This window comes from Herbidospora mongoliensis (genome assembly GCF_001570545.1).
GTDB lineage: Bacteria > Actinomycetota > Actinomycetes > Streptosporangiales > Streptosporangiaceae > Herbidospora > Herbidospora mongoliensis.
Genome location: NZ_BBXD01000019.1, coordinates 303,248 through 322,489, shown reverse-complemented (window position 1 = coordinate 322,489; position 19,242 = coordinate 303,248). Strand labels below are relative to the sequence as shown.

Sequence of the window (19,242 nt, the reverse complement as noted above, 5' to 3'; positions counted from 1 at the left end):
CCGCTCCTTCACATCGGTTGACCTGACAGGGCGGAACGCTGGTCCATCGGGATATACGCGAGCTATATCGGCTCAGGCGTCAGCGGAAGGCGGCGGCGTTGTGCCTGGCCCAGCCCGTGAAGGGGGTGGCGGCCCGGCCGAGGATCCTCTCCACATCGGGGCTGACGGTCTGTTCGCGGACGGTGGGGGTGCCGAGGATGTCGAGGGTGGTGTCGGCCACCGGGGCGGGCATGAACGTGAGCATCTGGGCGCGGGCCTCCTCCCGGGTCTGGTCGACGAAGGTGACGGGTTCGCCGATGGCGTCCGCGATGACGGCCGCCCGCTGGCGTGGGGTGATGAGCGTGGGCCCGGTCAGTTCGTAGATCGCCTTGGCGTGGCCCGGCTGAGTCAGGGTGGCGGCGGCCACGGCGGCGATGTCGTCGGGGTCGATGATCGGGAGGCCGATCTCGCCGAAGGGTGCGGCGATCGTGCGGGTGGCCCTGACGGAGGAGGCCCAGGCGTAGGCGTTGGAGGCGAAGCCGCCGGGGCGCAGGAAGGTCCACTCGGCGCCGGAATCCATGACGGCCTGCTCGAAGGCGGCGAAGGCCCGCCCGTGTGACAAGGACTCGGGGCGCGTGGCCACTCCCTGGGAGCTGAGCAAGACGATCTTGCCGGAGCCGGCGAACGGTGCGACGACGCGAGCGGGGTCGCCGGCCATCATCAGGTCTCCGCCGATCAGCAGGAAGACCGCGTCCACCTCGGAGGGCAGGTCGGCGGATGGCTGCGAGAGGTCGGCTGCGACGGCTTGGACACCGGTGGGCACGTCGGCCCGGGTGATGCGGCGGGCTACGGCTGTCACCTCATGGCCCTGGTCGGCGAGGATGCGGACCAGCGTGCGGCCGACGTTCCCGGTGGCGCCTGTGACGACGATCATGATGGAGTCCTCTGGAGTTAGTTAGCTGGCTGACTCACGGAAAACGTAGCACGGATGAGGCCGTAGAGTTAGTCAGGTGACTGACTTGAAAGGGTCCGCCCGAGCCCGGACGGCCGACGCGAAGCGGCAGCGGCTCATGAGGGCCGCGGCCGAAGTCGTGCACCGGCAAGGCGCCGAGCGCACCACCATCGCCGACATCGCGCGGGTGGCCGAGGTCCCCGTCGGCAACGTGTACTACTACTTCAAGACCAAGGACGAGCTGGTCGCGGCCGCTCTGTCCGAGCACGCGCGGCAACTCGAACTGCTCACAGGCTCCCTGGACGAGCTCGCCGATCCCCGTGAGCGTCTCAAAGGGTTGATCAAGGCGTGGGTGAGCCAGCGCGACCTCGCCGCGCGCTATGGCTGCCCGACCGGCACGCTCGCCGCCGAGCTGGACAAGCGCGACGACGGCGGTTTGGACGTTGAGGCGGGCAGGGTCATCCGGCTTCTGCTCACCTGGGTGGAACGCCAGTTCAGCGAGCTGGGCCAGCCGGAACCCGATGGCCTGGCGCTCACCTTGGTGGGTGCCTATCAGGGCATGTCCCTGCTGGCCAACGCCTTGCGCGACCCGGCAGTCATGGAACGCGAGGGTGCTCGCCTGCTCGCCTGGCTCGACTCTCTTGATGCCGCGTGAGCCAGGCCTAGCCGTTCGGGAAGCGCGCTTTCGGTCAGTCCGGGCGGGTCAGGGCGTTCTCCGCGCCGGCTTGGTTCTCGTCCGGACGCCGCTGAACAAGGCGAGCCCGCTGATGACGACGCGTGGCGCTCCCCGCCTCCTGTGGGCGGCGCTTCTGTCGAACGCCCCGAACAGGCCGAAGCCCTTGACCTCGACTTCGACGTCGTCGGGAACGGTGACTTCCGCGTACCCCCAGAGAGCGAAGACGCGGACCCGGATCTCGCGGGCGGCGAAGGCGGCGTCGCGTAGGTCGATCTCGCCGCCGCCGAACATCGACAGCGACGTGAAGTCGCGTGGGGCGACCCAGTGGCCCCTGCGGGTGAACCAGCCGAACACACTCATCGCGAAGTGGGAGCTGGGTTCGTCGCTCACCACCAGCGTGTCCGTGCGGGCGGGCTCGGGAAGATCCTGGCCTGCGCGCTCCAGTTCGGCCTGGGTCTTGGCTCCGTAGATCTCGGTGAGCCGTCGGTCCAGGTCGTCCAGGTCGATCCGGCCCTCGGCGGCGGCTGACTGCAGGCGCTCGGCCGCATGGTCGCGATCCTTGTCGGAGGCGCGCACCGAGGGGGCGGGGTGCTCAGCCATGCGTGAGTCCTGTCTGTTCGATCAGCGTGATGGTCTCCAGGTTATTATCCAACTGGCCAATAAGTCATCCGGATTCGGCCACCATGTGGTTTCCCAGCATCGTGGCCAGTTGGACGCGGAACTCCGCCTCGTGCGCCGGATCGTCGGGGTCGTGTCCCATGCCCGCCAGCCACGACTGACCGCCGATGGCGAACCCGTACGCCGCCGACAGTCCGATGAGCGCCACCGCCTCGATGCGGGAGCGGCTCGGCACGGGTCGTCCCGCCAGCGCCGCGTGGATCCCGGCTTCGATCGCGTCGATCAGTTCGACCAGCTCCGGACGGACGGCGCCCCGGTAGCTGGCGTTCATCTCGGCCCAGACGAACAGGCGCAGGTAGCGCTCGTCGGCAAGGGTGTCGAACAGCACTCCCGTGATTCCCACCGCGGTCGGGACGCCCTGCTCGGCCTGGATCCGCTCGCGTACCGACACTTCGATGCGGTCGTTCTCGGCGGTCAATACCTCGCGGACCAGGGCGGCGTAGGTGCCGAAATAGTGGGTCACGAGCCCGTGGGCGACCCCGGCGGCCTCGGCGATCTGTCTCAGGGTGACGTTGTCCGGGCCTCGTTCCCTGATCAGCTGGGCCGCCGCCGCCAGGAGCTCCGCACGTGATTCCTCGGGACTGCGTCTGCGGCGTCTGGGTGTCATGGGCGGCAGCTTATTCTCCGTTGGAGAACAGTCACCGTCGTCGGCGGAGCCGCTTGTCGGCGATCGCCGGGATCTCGGCGTCGTAGTTGTCGGCGGGGTTGAGGTCGGTGCCGGGGGCGACGATCTCGTCGATGCGGTCGAGGACGTCGTCGCCGAGGGTGACGCCAGCGCCGGCGAGCAGGTCGTCGAGCTGTTCGGGGGTGCGGGGGCCGATCAGCACCGTGCTCACCGCCGGGTGGGCGCGGACGAAGGCCAGCGCGAGATGGGTCATCGGCACGCCCATGCCGTCGGCGATCTCGCGCAGGTGCTCGACCGCCTGGATTTTCGCCTGGTTGGCGGGGGTGCCGAGGTCGAAGACGTGGGCCTCCAGCCCGGGACGGCGGCCGCCGGCCGGGTCCTGGCGGCCTGACAGCCAGCCGCTGGCCAGCGGCGCATAGGTGAGCGCGCCCATGCCGAACTCCTGGAGCGCCGGGAAGACATGCGCCTCGGGGCGGCGGTTGAAGATCGAGTAGCGGGGCTGCTCGGTGACGAAACGGTGGTGGCCGCCCCTCTGCGCCACCCACTGGGCCGAGACGATCAGTTCGGCCGGGAAGGTCGAGGATCCGATGGCCCGCACCTTGCCCTCGCGGACCAGGTCGGACAGGGCGCTCAGGGTCTCGTCCAGATCGGTCGCGTAGTCCGGCCGGTGCATCTGGTAGAGATCGAGGTAATCGGTGCCCAGTCGTCGCAGGCTGTCCTCGACGGCCTGTTTGATCCAGCGTCGCGACCCGCCGGACCCTTCACCCATCGGCAGGCCGAACTTGGTCGCCAGCACCACTTCCTCGCGGCGGCCGCGTACCGCCAGGCCGACCAGGCGTTCCGACTCGCCGTGGGTGTAGACGTCCGCCGTGTCGATCAGATTGACCCCGGCGTCCAGGGCACGGTGGATCATGGCGATGGCCTGGTCCTCGTCCGGGCCTCCGGGGAAGCCGAAATTCATCGCGCCGAACGCGATGTCGCTGACCGCGATGCCGGAGGTGCCGAGTGTTCGATTTCGCATCATCGAACCAGTACACGGCTCTTGCTCCGGGCCGTGGAAGGCTCTGCCGAGACCGGGTAACGGCCAGAGGGGGGACCGGCAGAACCCCCTCAGACCTGACGATTGCGCAGGTGGCGGCCCTTACGGTGGAGAGATGGCCGACCTCGCCGCGAACGATCTCCGTGAGTTCCTGCGCACCCGTCGCGCCCGGATCACCCCTCAGGACGCCGGGCTGCCGCCGCAGATCGGCGTGCGCCGCGTCCCCGGCCTCCGGCGTGAGGAGGTCGCGCTGCTGGCGGGCGTCAGCGCCGAGTACTACGAGCGGATCGAGCGGGGCCGGGTCAAGGGCGTTTCCACGTCGGTGCTCGACGCGATCGCCCGCGTGCTACGGCTGAACCGCACCGAACGCGATCACCTCTACGCCCTGGTCGCCCCTGCTCGTGCCCGGCAGGCGACCGGGCCGGCTCCCCGGCTGCGTCCAGGGCTGCGCCGGGCGCTGGATCTCGTCGTGGACGTGCCCGCGCTGGTCCTCGGTCCCCGGAGCGACCTGCTGGCCATCAATCCGCTCGGCCTCGCCTTCTACGCCGGGCTGGAACTGCTGCCCGCCGGGGAGCGCAACATGGTGCGCTACCTGTTCACGGTGGGCGCGGCCCGCGATCTCTACCACGACTGGGCCGCCACCGCCCGCAAGGTCGTCGCCGGGCTGCGGGTCTACGCCGGCACCCACCCCCACGACCCACGACTGGCCGACCTGGTCGGCGATCTCGCCGTCGGCGACCCCGACTTCCGGCGGTGGTGGGCCGAGCACGACGTCGACGTTCGCGAGCACGGGACCAAGGGCTACCACCATCCCCTGGTCGGGGAGCTCGAACTCGGATACGAGGCGTTCACGCCGGTCGGTGAGCCGGAGCTGGTGTTCGGGCTGCACACGGTCGAGCCCGGCTCCGGCTCCGCGGCGGCGCTCGGCCTGCTCGCCAGCTGGTCGGCGTCAGTCGGGGAGCGGACGGGCGGCCAGGCCGTCGAGGAGAAGTGAGATCAGCCGCGACGCGAGGGCGCGCTGATGCTCGTGGCCGCTGATGAGGGTGATGCCGCCCAGCGCCATGAGCACGTCGGAGGCCGAGCTGTCCGAGCGCAGCCGCCCGGCGGCGACGCCCGCGGCGAGCAGGGTCCCCACCGCCTCGCCCAGTGCTTGTCGGCTGTGCAGGCGGAGGCCGTCTCGCGTCGCGAGGATCGCCGGCAGGGCGTCGGACATGCCCTGCTTGGTGAGCATGTAGTCGACGAAGGACTCCATCCACACCTCGAAGGCCTCGACGGGCGGGTGCCGCTCCAGTAGCCGAGGAGCTGACTCGCACAGCCGCGTGGTCTCGTTGCGGTAGGTCGCCTCGATGAGGTCCTCGCGGGTCGGGAAGCGGCGGTACAGCGTGCCGATGCCCACGCCGGCCTCGGCGGCGATGGTCTTGAGCGAGGTGTCGGCGCCCTCCCGGGCGAACACCCGCGCGGCGACGTCGAGCAGGCGTTCGTGGTTCGCCTGCGCGTCGGCGCGTAGCGAGCGGGCCATGGTCTCCTCCTTGCAAGCGGAGTCGGCTCCGCTTATGCTCGCCTCCGTAAGCGGACGCGACTCCGTTTATAGTCTAGACGCGGAGGCACAGCGAATGTCATCACGATTCACCACGCCGTACGGCCCCCACTCCACCGCGGACGACGTGATCGTGGGCGTCGACCTCAGCGGACGGCGGGCGATCGTCACCGGCGCCGCCGGGGGGCTCGGCCGCGAGACCGCGCGGGTGCTGGCCTCGGCCGGCGCGGACGTGACGATCGCCGCACGCGATCTGGAGGCGGCGACGCGGGCCGCGCGGGAGATCAGCGCGGGGACCGGCAACCCGGACGTGCGCGCGGCGCACCTGGACCTGGCCGACCTCGGCTCCGTCGCCGCGTTCACCCGGAGCTGGACGGGACCGCTGCACGTCCTCGTCGACAACGCCGGGGTCATGGCCACCCCGGAGCAACGCACACCCGAAGGGCGCGAACTCCAGTTCGCCATCAACCACCTCGGCCACTTCGCCCTCACGGTCGGCCTCCACGACGCGCTCCGGGAGGCGGGGAACGCGCGGGTGGTCGTGCTCAGTTCCGTCGGGCACGTCAACGGCCCGGTCCGGTTCGACGACCCCGACTTCGTCCGGGAGCCCTACGACCCGTGGCTCGCCTACGCGCAGTCGAAGACCGCGAACATCCTCTTCGCCGTCGAGGCCGCCAAGCGCTGGGCCGCCGACGGAATCGCGGTGAACGCGCTCAACCCGGGACGCATCTGGGAGACCGGCCTCGGCCGGCACGTCGTCACACCCCCGCCGTCGTTCGACCCGTCGGGCACGACCGGCGTCTCCGAGAAGAACATCGCCCAGGGGGCCGCGACCTCCGTCCTCCTCGCCGCGTCGCCCCTCGTGGAAGGGGTCACCGGCGCGTACTTCGAGGACTGTCAGGAGGCGGAGCCGTTCACCCCGGGCGTGCGCCGCGGGGTCGCGGACCACGCCCTCGATCCGGACGCCGCGCGACGCCTGTGGAAGCTCTCCATCGAGCTGACGGCTCGATGAAGGCATCTGTTCAGCGCATGCGGAACACCGGTCCGCGCGGACGGAAGGGCAGTGAGGCCCCTTCCGGGATCAGGTACGCGTGCTCGCGCCGCACCCGGATCACGTCGCACCAGCCGTCGGTGATGATCAGGATCGGCCCGTCACGGGGGAAGTCGTCGGCGCGTTCGAGCAGGTTGACCCCCGGTTGCAGCTCCGTTCCGCCGCGGCCGCGCACCCGCACCTTCCCGGCGATCGTCTCGACCGGCAGGTAGCCCGCGTCGTAGGCGGCGGCGTCGCAGAACACCACCCGGGCCTGCGGCACGTCCCTGGCCAGCGCATATGACGCGATCGCGCCCAGGGCCTTGCCGAGCAGACGTACATCCATCGAACCCGACGTGTCGAGGACCACGCCGAACGTCGCCTGCCGCACGACCTCCTCGGGCAGGATCCAGCCGGGCCGCGGGATGCCGGGCGTCGACGACTGGCGGCGGGAGGCGCGGGCGTAGGTGCGCTTGCGGGTGGGGCTGCGGACGTGTTCGTCGAACCAGCGGGCCAGTTGGGCGTCCCAGGGGAGTGGGGGCTGGTCGAGGGCGCGGATCTCCTGTTCGAGGCCGCTCGGGAGGTATCCGCGTCCGGCGGACAGGTGGTATTCCAGGCCGTTGGTCAGGGCGCTGCGGTAGTAGGCGTCGAGGTCGGTGTACCGGCCGGGAGTCGCGGGTTCCTGGAGGAGGTCGCCGAGGCCCTTGCCCCGGAGGGTGGCCAGGCGGCGCATGCGGCGCAGGTCCTTGCTGATGCGGTCGTACACCTCTTCACCGGACAGTCCGCGAAGTTCAGGGTCGTAGAGGAGTCCTTCGGGCATCTCACCGACGTTCATCTCGACGAGCCAGCCGTTGACGATGTAGTCACAGGCCACATTCCAGAGGTACGGGTCGCGCCCGCCCACCCGGTCGGCGTGTCGCAGCGCCGCGTGGAGCATCTCGTGGGCCAGGACGAACCGCCACTCTTCTGTCGAGAGCTCGCGCAGCGGGTTGATGTAGAGCTCGCCGGCCTCGGCGTTGACGGCCGCGATCGAGATGTCCCACCCACGCGCCACGTCGGCATCCGCGACGATCTTCATGCCCGCCGCCAGCGCGCCCAGCAGGGGATAGGACGACACGAACCAGCCCAGCGCCAGCTCCCACGGCGGCTTGCGCCGCAGCGGATCGCCCCCGGACGCCACCGTGACGGCCGACGTCGCCGCCGACGAGACGCCGATGGCGAGCTCGTGGGGGAACTTGTTCCAGTCGGCCTGCTTCTCGGTGCCGACGGTGAAGTCGGGGTGCTCGCTCGGGGTGTACTCGGCCGGGACGCCGGCCGTCCAGCGGCTCGCGAGGGTCGTCTCGTCTTCGGTGGGGAAATGAGGCAGGCGGTGGGGCGGACGGCCGATGCCGACAGACGTGAGGAAACGGTCGACCACCACGCAGCAGGCCGCCTGGTAGTGGAGCCGGGGCACTCGTCGCTTGTCCCGCCCGAAGGGGCGGTCGAGGTCGCCCGGTTCGGCGGTGCGCGGGTCGAGGTGGCCGAAACCGGCGTGCAGCAGCAGATGGGCGAACACCCACGCCCACAGGTCGGATTCGGCGCGGACGCGTGGATTGAAGCGGACACTCCCCTCCGGGAGGATGTCGGCCCAGACGCCGTCGGGCAGGTCCTCGTCGTCGTCCATGCCGATACCCATGGCGCGGAACAGCGGATGCGCCGAGGCCTCGTGCCAGCCGCGATGGACCGCCACGCGCCACGGGTCGGGCTTGCGCTGCTTGCTCTGTCTGCTCATCAGGCCCGCGCCGCCGCCAGCCGGGGCAGGTCGCGGCCGACCTCGATGAGGAACCACGACGGCAGCACCGGGACACCGTTGTCGTCGGTCGCGATGACCAGCTGGGCGCATTCGAGACTGATCTCGGCCAGTTCGATCAGCAGCGCCTTGGACCGGAACGCCAGCTTCTGGAGGGCGGGGGAGGCGTGCTTCTTCGACGCGGGCAGATCCTTCGCCAACCGGGCCCGGAACGCCTCCGACAGGAAGAAAAGCAGGTCACGGTCCTGCGGGTCGCGCGGCCAGGCCACCTCGCCCTTGATGACGGCATCGAGATCGAAGGCGTGCCGGACCGTCTTCACATAAGCCCGGAACGCCGACGCGTGCACCGGGGACAGCGTGCCGTGCGCGAGCACGGCGAGGGTGTCGCCGTCGACGGTCTCACCGTAGGCGTGCAGCGCGTCCGACAGCATGTGCCACCCACGCGGCGTGGAGAACGGCTCCTCCGTCTTCGGCGGGGCACTCCACAGGTGATCAGGCCGCTGTACGAGATGGTCGACCACCCACCGGTGCACACCGTTGGCCGAGGCCCAGACGAGCCAGTCGTCCACCGAAGCGCGCAGGTGAAGGTGGATCATACGGTTGACCAGCGCCGACGGCATCGGCCGGGCGAGCGCGTTGTCGGTGGCCCGGTTGCCCGCGCCGATGACGACCGACCCCTTGGGCAGCTCGTAGGTGCCGATCCGGCGGTCGAGGATCAGCGAGTAGAACGCCTTCTGCACCTCGGGCGAAGACGCGTTGAGCTCGTCGAGGAACAGGCAGTAGGGCTCGTCGCGGGCGATCGACTCGGGCGGCGCGAACCGGCTCCGATCGCCGACGATCTGCGGCACGCCGATGAGATCCTCGGGCGCGAGCTGGGTGCCGAGCAGCGTCACACATTCGAGCCCCAGCGACTCGGCGAACGCCCTGATCAGCGAACTCTTCCCAATACCGGGAGCACCCCAGAGGAAGACGGGACGCACCAGCGCGACGTTCAGCAACACCTCGGGAAGCGCGGCCGGCGTAACGGTAACGGTGGCCTGCATATCGATCAGCTTCCCGAATCGCCGTATTTCTGGCTATTGGTTTTTCGCGGTTTCCGCGACATCGGCGTATGAAGAACGGCTTTCCCATTCACCTGAATCGATTTCTTTGTACGGCGTCCGATACCGATGCCGCTCCGACATCACCCCGTCACATACGCGAAACTACGCTGCACGCGTGCGGAGATACCTGGCGTTTCTGCTGTACCCCGGCCTGCTCTCCGGCTGCACCGGCCCGGTGAACGGCGTGACCGGGCTGACCGTGGACACCGAGGGAAACCTCCGCGTCGTCCTGGCCTGGTGCGGTGATCCACCCGAGACCGTCGTCGTCTACCACAACGAGAACGACAGATCAGTCCAGGACGCCGTTTACACGGCACCACCCCTGAGCGGAATCACGACGTCGTTCCGCCTCGACCGCCCGGACAACGGCTGGCAGGTCACCAACCCACTGGGCGAACTGAACCCGGAACTCATCTACCTGATCTTCGGCGGCTCCGCCGACAACAGCCACGGCACCGCCTCGGTCCACTTCCGGCTAGCCGACACCGAACGCCTGGCCACCGCTCCAGGCCGAATCCAGGTCGACCTCGGCGCCCACAACCTGCTGACCGAGGCCGACTTCCTGACCGAAAGCGAGGAACAGTGCGACGGCTAGACCTGGCCCGATGGAGGGCTGCGCGGCTGCGACCTGCTGACCGAGGCCGACTTCCTGGCCGAAAGCGAAGGACGGTGTGACGGTTACGCCTGGCACGATCGTGGGCTAAACGGCCGCGATCTGTGGTGAGACTCCCGATCGGGGTACCGGGTGATTCCCGGGCCCCGATCGTTCGTCGTTGCGGCGGCCTGAGATTCGTTTCTCAGCCCGCCGGCCCCCGCAGGCCGTGTTTCGGGTCAGCCGCAGTTGGTGCGGCGCTTGCCGCCCTCGGTGCCGGTGATGCGGCCCATCCAGTCGACGCACCTGCCCGCCGCCGAGATGTAGATCGGGCCCGCGTATGAGGTGAAGTAGTCGCCCTGGTATTGCGGCCAGTGGCTGCCGACCGGGTTGAGACCCAGCCCGGCCTCGATGAGAACCGCGGACCCGACGCTGTTCCGCTTGGCGACGACGCAGTTCTTCCCCGTCGAGGAGTTGTACGTCAGGAACACGGTCCCCTTGGTCCCGATCGGCGCCGAATTGACGACGCCGTAGCCCGTGCCGCACTCTCCGCCATACGAGGCGGCCATGGCCGGTTGGGCCGTGGTGAGGGTCGCGGCGAGCACAGCGGTGGCGCAGGCGGCGGTGACGGTGGCCTTCTTGACGAGTTTCATTGGTCCCCTTCCAATGCGTTTTTTGCACATGCCTGAACACGAGCGCACGTCAGGTGACGTCATTCCGGACGCACTGACGTCGGGCGCGTCGTGTTGGGTCGGTCAGCCGCAGTTGGTGCCGTTGCGGCCCACGCTGGCGGTGCCGATGGTGCCGCCCCAGTCGACGCACGATCCGGCCGCCGAGAGGTAGACCGGGCCGGCGTAGGTGGTGAAGTTGCCCCGGTCCTTGATCCACGTGGTCGTGCCGGTGCGGCGGATGTAGGCCTCCATCAGCGTCGCGCCACCCGGGTTCTCCCTGATGGTGACGACGCAGTTCTTTCCGGTGGAGGCGTTGTAGGTCAGATAGATCGTCCCGCGCATGTCGGGGAAGTCTCGTAAGTTCACGAGGTTGTAGCCGGAGCCGCACTGCCCGCCGTAGAGCGCGGCGGACGCGGGCGTCGCGGTGCCCACGACGGCTGCGGCGACGACCGCGGCGGTCGTGAGTCCCAGTGAGGCGACCTTCCTCAGGATGAGCACGACAAAGGTCCCTTTCCGTTGAGAGGTCCTTGCCCTTCACGCTGGCACGACGTCTCCGGCAACTTCCAGGGATCTTCGTCCGATATTTGTCCACTGGACATTGGACAAATAAACCGCAGGTCAGCCCACTCGGACATCCAGGAAGATCGGACGTTTGTCGGGGAAGAGGAGGCGGCCCTCATCGTCCACCATCTTCCAGAAGATCTTGCAGGCGCCGGCGATGTCCGGCGCCACCACCGGCACCCGGATGTCCACCGAGTCTCCCGGCGGGGTGTGCGGGATCTCGACCTTCCTGGGAGCGGAGCAGACGGTGTCGTTCACTCGCATGAGGAAACGCCCGGACCACTCGACCTTGCCGGTGTTCTTGATCCGCCAGACCTTCTCGAACGACTCGCCCTTCGCTATCAGGGTGCCGTCGGGGATGGTGATGTCTCCTTCGAAGATCGATTCGTCCAGCGGGATGGGGGTCACCAAGGCCTTCTCCGGAGACCTGCCGTTGACCAGGAAGGCCCCGGCGACGGCCACCACGAGCGCGACTGCGGCGGCGGCGAGGACCCGCGGCCCGAACCGCCGCGCCGACCCGGCGACCCGCGCCTCCCGAGAGCGCGATGCGCCGCCGGCGAAGACCGTGATCTCCGCGGAGCGCGGCGCCACCTCGCCAGGGGCGCCCTCCTCCAGCGAGGGCGACCCGGTGCCGACGAGCGAGGGCGATGCGGTGCCGACATCTGAGGGCGACCCAGTGCCGACGGCCGAGAGCGATGCGGTGCCGACATCCGAGGACGACGCGGTGCCAACGAGCAGGGGCGACCCGGTGCCGACGGTTGAGGGCGATGCGGTGCCGACATCCGAGGGCGACGCGGTGCCGACGGCCGAAGGCGACACCGTGCTGATGGAGGTGTTCGTGTTCGGAGACGGCGGTCCGAGGTCGGCGAACGCCTTTCTCCAGCGGGCCAGCCACTCCCGTTCCGCCTCCGCCGGATCCTGGCCCAGTCGCCCGACCGCGAGCACCCGGACGAACTCCCAGGTCACAGCCCAGCTCGGCAGTGTCCGCCCCTGCGAGGCCGCGGCCAGGGACGACTTCGACGCGGCGGCCCCGAGCTGGTCGCACATCTCGGCGAAGGTCGGGTCGCCCGCGGCTATCTTGAGCTGCCACAACTGGTCGGCGAACGCCTCGACCGGACCTGCGGCCGGATCGGGGCGGTTGGGTCTGCGCCCTCGCCGGTCACCCCGTGTGTCTCTCAAGTGGCTCCCCTGCCCGGTTGGATCTTTGACTCGGCCGCCGACACTACCCAACACCGCACTTGACCGGAGGGAGTGAAGAATCGACCTGTGGATAAGCCAGGGGGTGCCAGTGCGGGCGGGATATGAGGCCGCTTCACCACGGTTGTCGGAGCTGAGCGACCACGAACTCGCCGACCGCGTGCGGACAGCCACCGCGCACGACGCGGGCATCGGCGGCAGGTCGGCGACCCTGGATGTCGACGGCACACCGGTCTTCGTCAAACGGGTCCCGCTGACCGATCTGGAGATGCGGCCAGGGAACGCCCGGTCGACGGCGAACCTGTTCGACCTGCCGGCCTTCTACCACTACGGCCTCGGTTCGGCGGGGTTCGGCGCCTGGCGGGAGCTGGCCGTCCACGAGATGACGACCGGCTGGGTCCGCGCGGGCGACTACCAGGGATTTCCGTTGCTCTACCACTGGCGGGTCATCCCCGACTCGCCTCCCGAAGGGTTCGCCGAGGAGTTCGGCGGCATCGACGGCGCGGTCGCCCACTGGGAGGGCTCCCCGGCCGTGCGCGAGCGGCTCGAAGCCATCGGCCGGTCCTCGTTCAGTCTCGCGCTGTTCCTGGAGCACATCCCGCACACGCTGGACGGATGGCTCGCCGACCGGCCGCGCTACGCCTGGGCGGAGCGGGAACTCGCGCGCGGCTGTGACGTCATGAGCTCACGCGGACTGGTCCATTTCGACGCCCACTTCCGCAACGTCCTCACCGACGGGGAGGCGCTCTACTTCGCCGACTTCGGCCTCGCCCTGAGCTCGGCGTTCGACCTCTCACCGGCCGAGAGGGCGTTCCTCACCGCGCATCTCCGGTATGACCGCGACTACACCGCCGGGTTTCTGGTGCACCAGATCCGCCGGACCTGGGGCGCCGACGTTCCGCCCGACCTCGCCGAGATCGTCGGCCGACACGCCCGGACCGCCCTCGTCCACGAGGAATTTCACCACCGCCTGATGACCGAGACGAAACTCACGCCCTACCCGGCTCAGGAGGTCCGATGAACGCCCGGGTGAGGGTGGCCGCGTCGATCGTGCCCGTCGTCGCCATTCTGGCGCTCGCCGCGGTCTGGGGGCGCGGTCTGCCGGTCGTCGTCGAGGTCCTGATCGTGCTGCTGCTGGCGGGGTGTGTGCTGGCGGCCGTCCATCATGCCGAGGTGGTCGCCCATCGGGTGGGGGAGCCGTTCGGGTCGCTGATCCTGGCCGTCGCGGTCACGGTCATCGAGGTCGGGCTGATCGTGACGCTGATGATCTCGGGCGGGCCCGGCGCCGCCTCGCTCGCCCGGGACACCGTCTTCGCCGCGGTGATGATCACCTGTAACGGCATCGTCGGGCTGTCGCTGCTGATCACGGCGCTGAGACGGGGCACCGCGCCGTTCAATCCCGAGGGGACCGGCGCGGCGCTGGCCACCGTCATCACGCTGGCGACGCTGTGCATGGTGCTGCCTTCGTTCACGACCAGCGACTCCGGTCCGGAGTTCTCGGGCCCGCAGCTCGCCTTCGCCGCCGTGGTGTCACTTGCTCTGTACGTCTTGTTTGTGTTCGTCCAGAACATCCGGCACCGGGACTACTTCCTGGCGGAAGGCGACGACGACGACCACGCCTACGGCCCGTCGGCGAAGGCTGCCCGGACCAGCCTCGGGCTGCTCGTCGTGGCGCTGGTCGCGGTCGTCGGGCTGGCCAAGGTCGAGTCGAAGACCATCGAGGACGCCGTCTCCGGCGCCGGGCTGCCCGGATCGGTGGTCGGTGTCGTCATCGCGCTGCTGGTGCTGTTGCCGGAGACCCTGGCCGCCGCCCGCAACGCGCGCCGGAACCGGGTCCAGATCAGCCTCAACCTCGCCCTCGGGTCGGCGATGGCCAGCATCGGGCTGACCATCCCGACCATCGCGGTGGCGTCGATCTGGCTCGCCGGGCCGCTCCTGCTGGGGCTCGGCGCGGTCCACATCGTGCTGCTCGTGCTGACCGCGATCGTCGGCACGCTCACCGTCATGCCGGGGCGGGCGACGCTGCTGTCGGCCGGTCTGCATCTCGCGCTGTGCGGGAGCTACCTGTTCCTGGCCGCCGTGCCGTGAGGGGTCACCGCAGGGCGTCCATGTCGATGGCGGTCACCGTGTCGCCCGTCCGGTACCAGGACACCTCGTCGCCCAGCTGGACGCCCTCGGCCTCGTTGACGATCTGCCCGGCCCGGCCGCTGGGCACGTCGTAGAGGGTGGAGGCCCGGGTCCCCGCGGCGTCCTGCTGCACGAGGTGGACGACGTGGGCGCCCCACAGCCGGCTCGTTGGCCGTCCGGGGAGACGGCGCACGACCGTGCCGTCGCGGCGCCAGGCCTCCAGCAGGTCGGCGCACCATTCGGGGCCGCAGCCGAACCAGACGGTGCGGCCCCGGGGAGTGGGCGCCGTCGACCAGGTGCCGGAACGCAGGTCGACCAGCCCGTTGGGCGCCCGGCCGGCCCACGGCCACTCCATCAAGACGTAACCGGCGGAACCGGGCACCCGGGCGACCGGTCCGCCGGACAGCGGGACGCTCTGAATGCCCGATTCGAACGTCGACCAGGTCACCATGCCGTCGGCGATGGCCAGGCCGGTGAGCGAGGTCGGCGACGTGCCGGCGGTGGCCAGGCGCACGGGCTCGCCCCCGGTCAGCGGCGCCAGCCAGATGGCGCCGCCGGCCCACCAGGCGGCGTGACCGTCGCCCGCGACCAGACTCGTGGTGTACGTGTTCACGGTCGCCACCACGTTGAACGCGCGCCGGGTCAGGTCGTAGCGCAGGATCGTGTCCTGCTGGCCCCTCCCGACGACCGCGCCGTCGGCGACGTCGGTGGGGGTGAACGCGACGCCGCCCGGCCCCTCGGCCGGGATCCGGTGGACGGCCTTCGGCCACACCTGCTCGATGGGGGTGGCCAGCGGGCCGACGTACGGGCCCATGGCTTTGGGGGAGGCGGCGGGGAAGGGTTCGACGGCGACGCCGCGTACACCCAGGAAGAGCCCGCTCGCCACGACGGCGAGGGAGGCCGCGAGGGCGAGGGGCCCGCGCCAGCGCACCGACCAGGACCGATGCGGCGTGGGCAGCGGGTGGAGGAGGCCGTCGTCGGCGACGGTGGCGGCCTTCGTGGTGAGGGCGTCCCGGAGGATGTCTTCGATGTGGCTCATGTCGACGCCTTCAGTTCGCGTTCCAGGCGGATCAGCGCGCGCATGACCGTGGAGCGGACCGTGCTCGGCTGCAGACCCGTCACCTCCGCGATCTCCCCGTCGGACAGGTCGAGGTAGTAGCGCAGCACCAGGGTCTCCCGCTGCCGGTTCGGCAGCCGGTTGAGGGCGGTCAGCACCTCTTGCCGGGTCTCGCCCAGCAACACGGCCGCTTCGGCCGAATCTTCCGGAATGGCGGCCGGCGGCGGTTTGTGGATCGCCACCCGCCGCCGCCGCAGCGCCGAGCGCGCCCCGTTGAGCACGCTGGTGCGGACATAAGCCAGGGTCAGCACACCCGGCCGGCTCCCGTGCAGCCGGGCGAACACGTCTTGGACGACGTCTTCCGCGGTCTCCCGGTCGCCGACCAGCAGCAGGGCCAGCCGAATGAGTTCGAGCCGGTTCTCGCGATAGAGGGTGACCAGAACTTCGGGTGGCGGCACGAAGTCCTGAAGCATGTCACCCGTCATGTCTATAGAACGCGCGACCCCCCGTATCCGCTGCACGCGCAGCGGAAGTGGTCAGCCCAGCCCGGCGTACTGCCTCGGGCGCAGGGCCTGGGTGCGGAGCGCCGACAGGGCCGCCGCCTGGCCCACCGGGGTGAGCTGCCACGTCGAGCGCCAGTCGCACGACACGCGCAGGTCGAGGGCGTCGAGGCGGCGCTGGAACTCGCCCATCGGGCCGCCCAGGTCTCTGGCGCTCACCTGGGCTCCGGCCGCCGAACGCCAGCCCTCGCCGTTGACCACCTCGGCGACGCGTTCGCACAGGTCGGGGTAGGCGTATTCGGCGCCGTCGGCCAGCAACATCAGGGCCGACTCGCGGATGGAGACCTCGAAGTCGTGTTCGCCCTTGGCGGGGGTGAGCAGGGCCGCCGTGGCGGCGGTCCAGAGGATGTCGGGGTTGTCGGACAGTCTCCGGCCCGCGGGGGTCAGCACGAGTTTGCGGCCGGTGCGCCGGACGGCCTTCAGGTCGGTCATGACCATCTCGCGGAGCATCGTCAGGGTCGGCACGTCGGCCTCGCCCCGGACGGTGCCCGAGGTCAGCGTGTCCCAGCCGAACAGTTCGACCGACTCGATCACCAGGGCGCGGGCCACGTTGAACTTCTGGGTCAGCGGCACGCCGCCGGTCTCGGCCCAGTCGAGCAGCCACCACAGCGAGGCGAGGTGGGGCTCTTCCGGGGGAGTGACGGGCGCGTGCAGGCGGACCTCGAAGGGCTGCGCGAGTTCCCGGCGGGGGCGGCCCCGGCCGAGGACCCAGCGGTTGAGGCGTTCGCCGTGGACGCGGTGCAGCCAGCAGTCGCCGCCGAGTTCGGGGCGGGGGCTGGTCAGCCAGCGGCGGGTGAGGTCGAGGCGGCCCTTGGCGAAGGCCTTGTCGGCCGGTTGCGGGAGCTCGCCGGACACGAGGGCGAGTTCCAGCGCGGCCGCGCAGGCCACGTGGGCGCCCAGCTCCTCGGGGCCCATGATGGAGCTCCAGCTGAGCTCCGAGACGTCGGGAGGCAGGACCCCGGTCGATTCCACGGCGTCCTGGTAGGCGGCGGTGCCGGCCTCCTCGCCCTCACGGGCGTAGACGCGCAGGATCCTGGTCGTGGTGGGCGAGTCGCAGAGGGCGGCGTAGCGCTCCATGCCGCCCAGTTCGAACAGGCGGCCGAGGGCGCGGGCGATGCCGTGCCGGTCGCCCGTCACCTTGATCGGCAGGGCGTACCAGAGGAACTCGCAGACATCGAGCTGGCTGATCGTCTCAAGGGCCTCGCCGCCGGTGAGCCACTCAACGGCGACTCGAGCCGAGTCGGCGACATCCGGCTCGGCTCGCTCCAGCTCGGCGAGGAGGGCCGCCACGTCAGGTGCGGGCATGACCCGCAGTCTGCCGTATGGCACCCACCGTTGACGACGACCGAGAGACACTCGGGACCACCCCCCTAGTGACTCACGATACGGACCTGCCCGCCAGAGGTCAGATCCAGCCCTTCTTGAACAACATCCGGTCATACCAGTCCTGGTACGGAAGAAGCTCCGCCGACAGCACCGGATAGAGCCACCAGAAGTTGACCAGGGCCAGCAGGGCGAACACGCCGACCGCGATCGCGCCGGCCCTGCGGCGCTGCAGTGGAGCGGTGGCCGGGCCGATGATCAGGCCGGCCGCCAGCACGATGCCCAGGATCATGAACGGGACCATCGGGATGGCGTAGAAGAGGAACATCGTGCGGTTGTCGGCCCAGGCGAAGTAGAACCAGGGCAGCCAGCCCGCCGCGTAACCCAGCAGGACGGCCCCGGCCCGCCAGTCGCGGGTGGCGACGTACCAGGCGATCATGGCGATCATGGCGGCGAGACCGGCGTACCAGATGATCGGGGTGCCGGTGCCGAGCACGGCCCAGGAGCAGCTGTCGGTGCCGCAGCCCGACGGCGACTCGTAGAAGAACGCGACGGGGCGGGTGAGCAGCGGCCACTGCCACGGTTGCGACTGGTAGGGGTGGGTGGTCTCCAGCCCGGTGTGGAACGACAGGATCTGGGTCTGGTAGTCGAACCACGACCGCATGGAGCTGAACACGAAGTTCTGCCAGCCGCCTGAGGTGGCCTCGGCCCAGTTGCGGCCGTAGCCCCGGTCGCTGCCGAACCAGCCGAAGAACGAGACGACGTACACGACCAAAGACGTGATCGCGACCCAGGCGAACGCGAGCGGGACGTCGAGTTTCAGCGCCGCCAGCAGCGGGCGGCGAAGGCCGACCGCGCGGCGGGCGCCGAGGTCCCACAGGACCGTCATGATGCCGAACGCGGCGATGAACAGGATGCCGGTCCACTTGGTGGCCAGCGCGGCACCCAGGCACAGGCCGGCCGCCAGCCGCCACGGACGCAGGCCGAGCCGGGGGCCCAGGTCGCTGAGGGGGGAGTTCTCGTACCAGTCGGCCAGCCGCTCGCGGCTCTTGTCGCGGTCGACGACCAGGCAGGCGAACCCGGCCAGCAGCCAGAACATCAGGAAGATGTCGAGCAGGGCGGTGCGGGACAGCACGAAGTGGAGGCCGTCGACCGCGAGCAGGAACCCGGCCAGGCAGCCCAGCAGGGTCGAGCGGGTCATCCGGCGGGCCAGCCGGGCCAGCAGGAAGATCGAGATCGTGCCGAGCAGCGCGGCGGCGAACCGCCAGCCGAACGGGTTCAGGCCGAACATCCACTCGCCGAGGCCGATCATCCACTTGCCCAGCGGCGGGTGGACGACATAGGAGCCGCAGTCGGCGATGTTCTGACAGACCTTGAAGATGTTGTCGTCGCCGCGCAGCATCGCCTGATTGGCCGCGTCGCCGTCGAGGAACTGGGTCTCGACGCCGTATTTCAGGGTCGACCAGCCGTCTTTGGCGTAGTAGGTCTCGTCGAAGACCACCGCCTTCGGCATTCCGAGGCGGTCGAACCGCAGGAAGCCGCCGAACACGGCGATGATGAGGGGGCCGAGCCAGGCCCACAACCCGTCGCCCGGCATCGGCGGCAGCAGCCGCTCGCGCACTGAGAGCACCTGCTCCTTCGGCTCGGGCTGTTCGGGCGCCTTGTCAGCGAAATCGGTCACGGCCACGCCGACACATTACTGGCGACACCGCGCCACGAACACGACGAACATTCCGATTATCGCCC

Annotated in this window: 20 protein-coding genes; 6 read left to right on the top strand and 14 right to left on the bottom strand. The window is 69.9% G+C overall.

All coding sequences use genetic code 11. The annotated features are described in order from the left end of the window. Positions 1-79: 79 nt before the first annotated feature. On the bottom strand, positions 80-913 hold the full coding sequence (locus tag AW272_RS29275) for an NAD(P)H-binding protein (RefSeq protein WP_066371890.1): 834 nt from the start codon (positions 911-913) through the stop codon (positions 80-82). A gap of 76 nt (positions 914-989) precedes the next feature. Between AW272_RS29275 and AW272_RS29270 the strand changes: the two genes are divergently transcribed. Then, positions 990-1,586 carry a TetR/AcrR family transcriptional regulator gene (locus AW272_RS29270; RefSeq protein ID WP_245657776.1) on the top strand — a complete coding sequence of 199 codons (597 nt, stop codon included), beginning with the start codon at positions 990-992 and terminating at the stop codon, positions 1,584-1,586. Positions 1,587-1,634: 48 nt separating this feature from the next. On the opposite strand, the gene AW272_RS29265 is transcribed toward AW272_RS29270, so the two are convergent. The 3 genes from AW272_RS29265 to AW272_RS29255 all read right to left on the bottom strand — a co-directional run bounded on the left by AW272_RS29265 (position 1,635) and on the right by AW272_RS29255 (position 3,934). Then, positions 1,635-2,207 (bottom strand): DUF1707 SHOCT-like domain-containing protein, encoded by a 573-nt coding sequence (locus AW272_RS29265; protein WP_066371887.1) that lies wholly within the window; start codon positions 2,205-2,207, stop codon positions 1,635-1,637. A gap of 64 nt (positions 2,208-2,271) precedes the next feature. Continuing rightward, positions 2,272-2,892, bottom strand: a complete 621-nt coding sequence (locus tag AW272_RS29260) for a TetR/AcrR family transcriptional regulator (RefSeq protein ID WP_066371885.1) — start codon at positions 2,890-2,892, stop codon at positions 2,272-2,274. Positions 2,893-2,923: 31 nt separating this feature from the next. Beyond that, complete coding sequence (locus AW272_RS29255; RefSeq protein ID WP_245657775.1) at positions 2,924-3,934, bottom strand: aldo/keto reductase; 1,011 nt, start codon at positions 3,932-3,934, stop codon at positions 2,924-2,926. Between the two features lie 130 nt (positions 3,935-4,064). Here AW272_RS29255 and AW272_RS29250 point away from each other — a divergent pair, with 130 nt between their 5' ends. Then, the gene (locus AW272_RS29250; RefSeq protein WP_066371882.1) at positions 4,065-4,943 is read left to right on the top strand and encodes a helix-turn-helix domain-containing protein; all 879 of its coding nucleotides are present in this window, start codon (positions 4,065-4,067) and stop codon (positions 4,941-4,943) included. Here the strand turns inward: AW272_RS29250 and AW272_RS29245 are convergent. Further along, positions 4,899-5,468 carry a TetR/AcrR family transcriptional regulator gene (locus AW272_RS29245; protein WP_066371879.1) on the bottom strand — a complete coding sequence of 190 codons (570 nt, stop codon included), beginning with the start codon at positions 5,466-5,468 and terminating at the stop codon, positions 4,899-4,901. The genes AW272_RS29250 and AW272_RS29245 overlap by 45 nt on opposite strands. A 94-nt stretch (positions 5,469-5,562) precedes the next feature. Here AW272_RS29245 and AW272_RS29240 point away from each other — a divergent pair, with 94 nt between their 5' ends. Then, positions 5,563-6,498, top strand: coding sequence for an SDR family NAD(P)-dependent oxidoreductase (locus AW272_RS29240; RefSeq protein ID WP_066371876.1), 936 nt, complete (start codon positions 5,563-5,565; stop codon positions 6,496-6,498). 10 nt (positions 6,499-6,508) lie between these two features. On the opposite strand, the gene AW272_RS29235 is transcribed toward AW272_RS29240, so the two are convergent. After that, positions 6,509-8,287, bottom strand: a complete 1,779-nt coding sequence (locus tag AW272_RS29235) for a vWA domain-containing protein (protein ID WP_066371875.1) — start codon at positions 8,285-8,287, stop codon at positions 6,509-6,511. Further along, positions 8,287-9,348: an AAA family ATPase gene (locus AW272_RS29230; RefSeq protein ID WP_066371869.1), complete on the bottom strand. Its 1,062-nt coding sequence runs from the start codon at positions 9,346-9,348 to the stop codon at positions 8,287-8,289. Before AW272_RS29230 ends, AW272_RS29235 begins: the two co-directional genes overlap by 1 nt. Positions 9,349-9,523: 175 nt before the next feature. Here AW272_RS29230 and AW272_RS29225 point away from each other — a divergent pair, with 175 nt between their 5' ends. Further along, a complete protein-coding gene (locus AW272_RS29225) occupies positions 9,524-10,003 on the top strand; it encodes a hypothetical protein (protein ID WP_066371867.1) in 480 nt (159 codons plus the stop codon). Positions 10,004-10,239: 236 nt separating this feature from the next. On the opposite strand, the gene AW272_RS29220 is transcribed toward AW272_RS29225, so the two are convergent. From AW272_RS29220 to AW272_RS29210, 3 genes are all read right to left on the bottom strand, one after another. Next, the gene (locus tag AW272_RS29220; RefSeq protein ID WP_066371865.1) at positions 10,240-10,653 is read right to left on the bottom strand and encodes a spore-associated protein A; all 414 of its coding nucleotides are present in this window, start codon (positions 10,651-10,653) and stop codon (positions 10,240-10,242) included. A 102-nt stretch (positions 10,654-10,755) separates the two neighbouring features. Further along, on the bottom strand, positions 10,756-11,169 hold the full coding sequence (locus AW272_RS29215; protein ID WP_174551865.1) for a spore-associated protein A: 414 nt from the start codon (positions 11,167-11,169) through the stop codon (positions 10,756-10,758). A 120-nt stretch (positions 11,170-11,289) separates the two neighbouring features. Then, positions 11,290-12,411: an NBR1-Ig-like domain-containing protein gene (locus AW272_RS29210; protein WP_157518860.1), complete on the bottom strand. Its 1,122-nt coding sequence runs from the start codon at positions 12,409-12,411 to the stop codon at positions 11,290-11,292. A gap of 109 nt (positions 12,412-12,520) precedes the next feature. Here AW272_RS29210 and AW272_RS29205 point away from each other — a divergent pair, with 109 nt between their 5' ends. Together AW272_RS29205 and AW272_RS29200 are read left to right on the top strand one after the other, a co-directional pair. Beyond that, positions 12,521-13,450, top strand: coding sequence for a BUD32 family EKC/KEOPS complex subunit (locus AW272_RS29205; RefSeq protein WP_245657774.1), 930 nt, complete (start codon positions 12,521-12,523; stop codon positions 13,448-13,450). Further along, a complete protein-coding gene (locus AW272_RS29200) occupies positions 13,447-14,517 on the top strand; it encodes a calcium:cation antiporter (RefSeq protein WP_066371857.1) in 1,071 nt (356 codons plus the stop codon). The genes AW272_RS29205 and AW272_RS29200 overlap by 4 nt, the downstream gene beginning before the upstream one ends. Before the next feature lie 4 nt (positions 14,518-14,521). On the opposite strand, the gene AW272_RS29195 is transcribed toward AW272_RS29200, so the two are convergent. The 4 genes from AW272_RS29195 to AW272_RS29180 form a co-directional block, all read right to left on the bottom strand. Then, positions 14,522-15,595, bottom strand: coding sequence for a hypothetical protein (locus AW272_RS29195; RefSeq protein WP_066371853.1), 1,074 nt, complete (start codon positions 15,593-15,595; stop codon positions 14,522-14,524). Continuing rightward, a complete protein-coding gene (locus tag AW272_RS29190; RefSeq protein WP_083958774.1) occupies positions 15,592-16,086 on the bottom strand; it encodes a sigma-70 family RNA polymerase sigma factor in 495 nt (164 codons plus the stop codon). The genes AW272_RS29195 and AW272_RS29190 overlap by 4 nt, the downstream gene beginning before the upstream one ends. A 63-nt stretch (positions 16,087-16,149) precedes the next feature. After that, a complete protein-coding gene (locus AW272_RS29185; protein WP_066371848.1) occupies positions 16,150-17,478 on the bottom strand; it encodes a hypothetical protein in 1,329 nt (442 codons plus the stop codon). Between the two features lie 100 nt (positions 17,479-17,578). Next, the gene (locus AW272_RS29180) at positions 17,579-19,183 is read right to left on the bottom strand and encodes a dolichyl-phosphate-mannose--protein mannosyltransferase (protein ID WP_066371846.1); all 1,605 of its coding nucleotides are present in this window, start codon (positions 19,181-19,183) and stop codon (positions 17,579-17,581) included. Between the last annotated feature and the right edge of the window lie 59 nt (positions 19,184-19,242).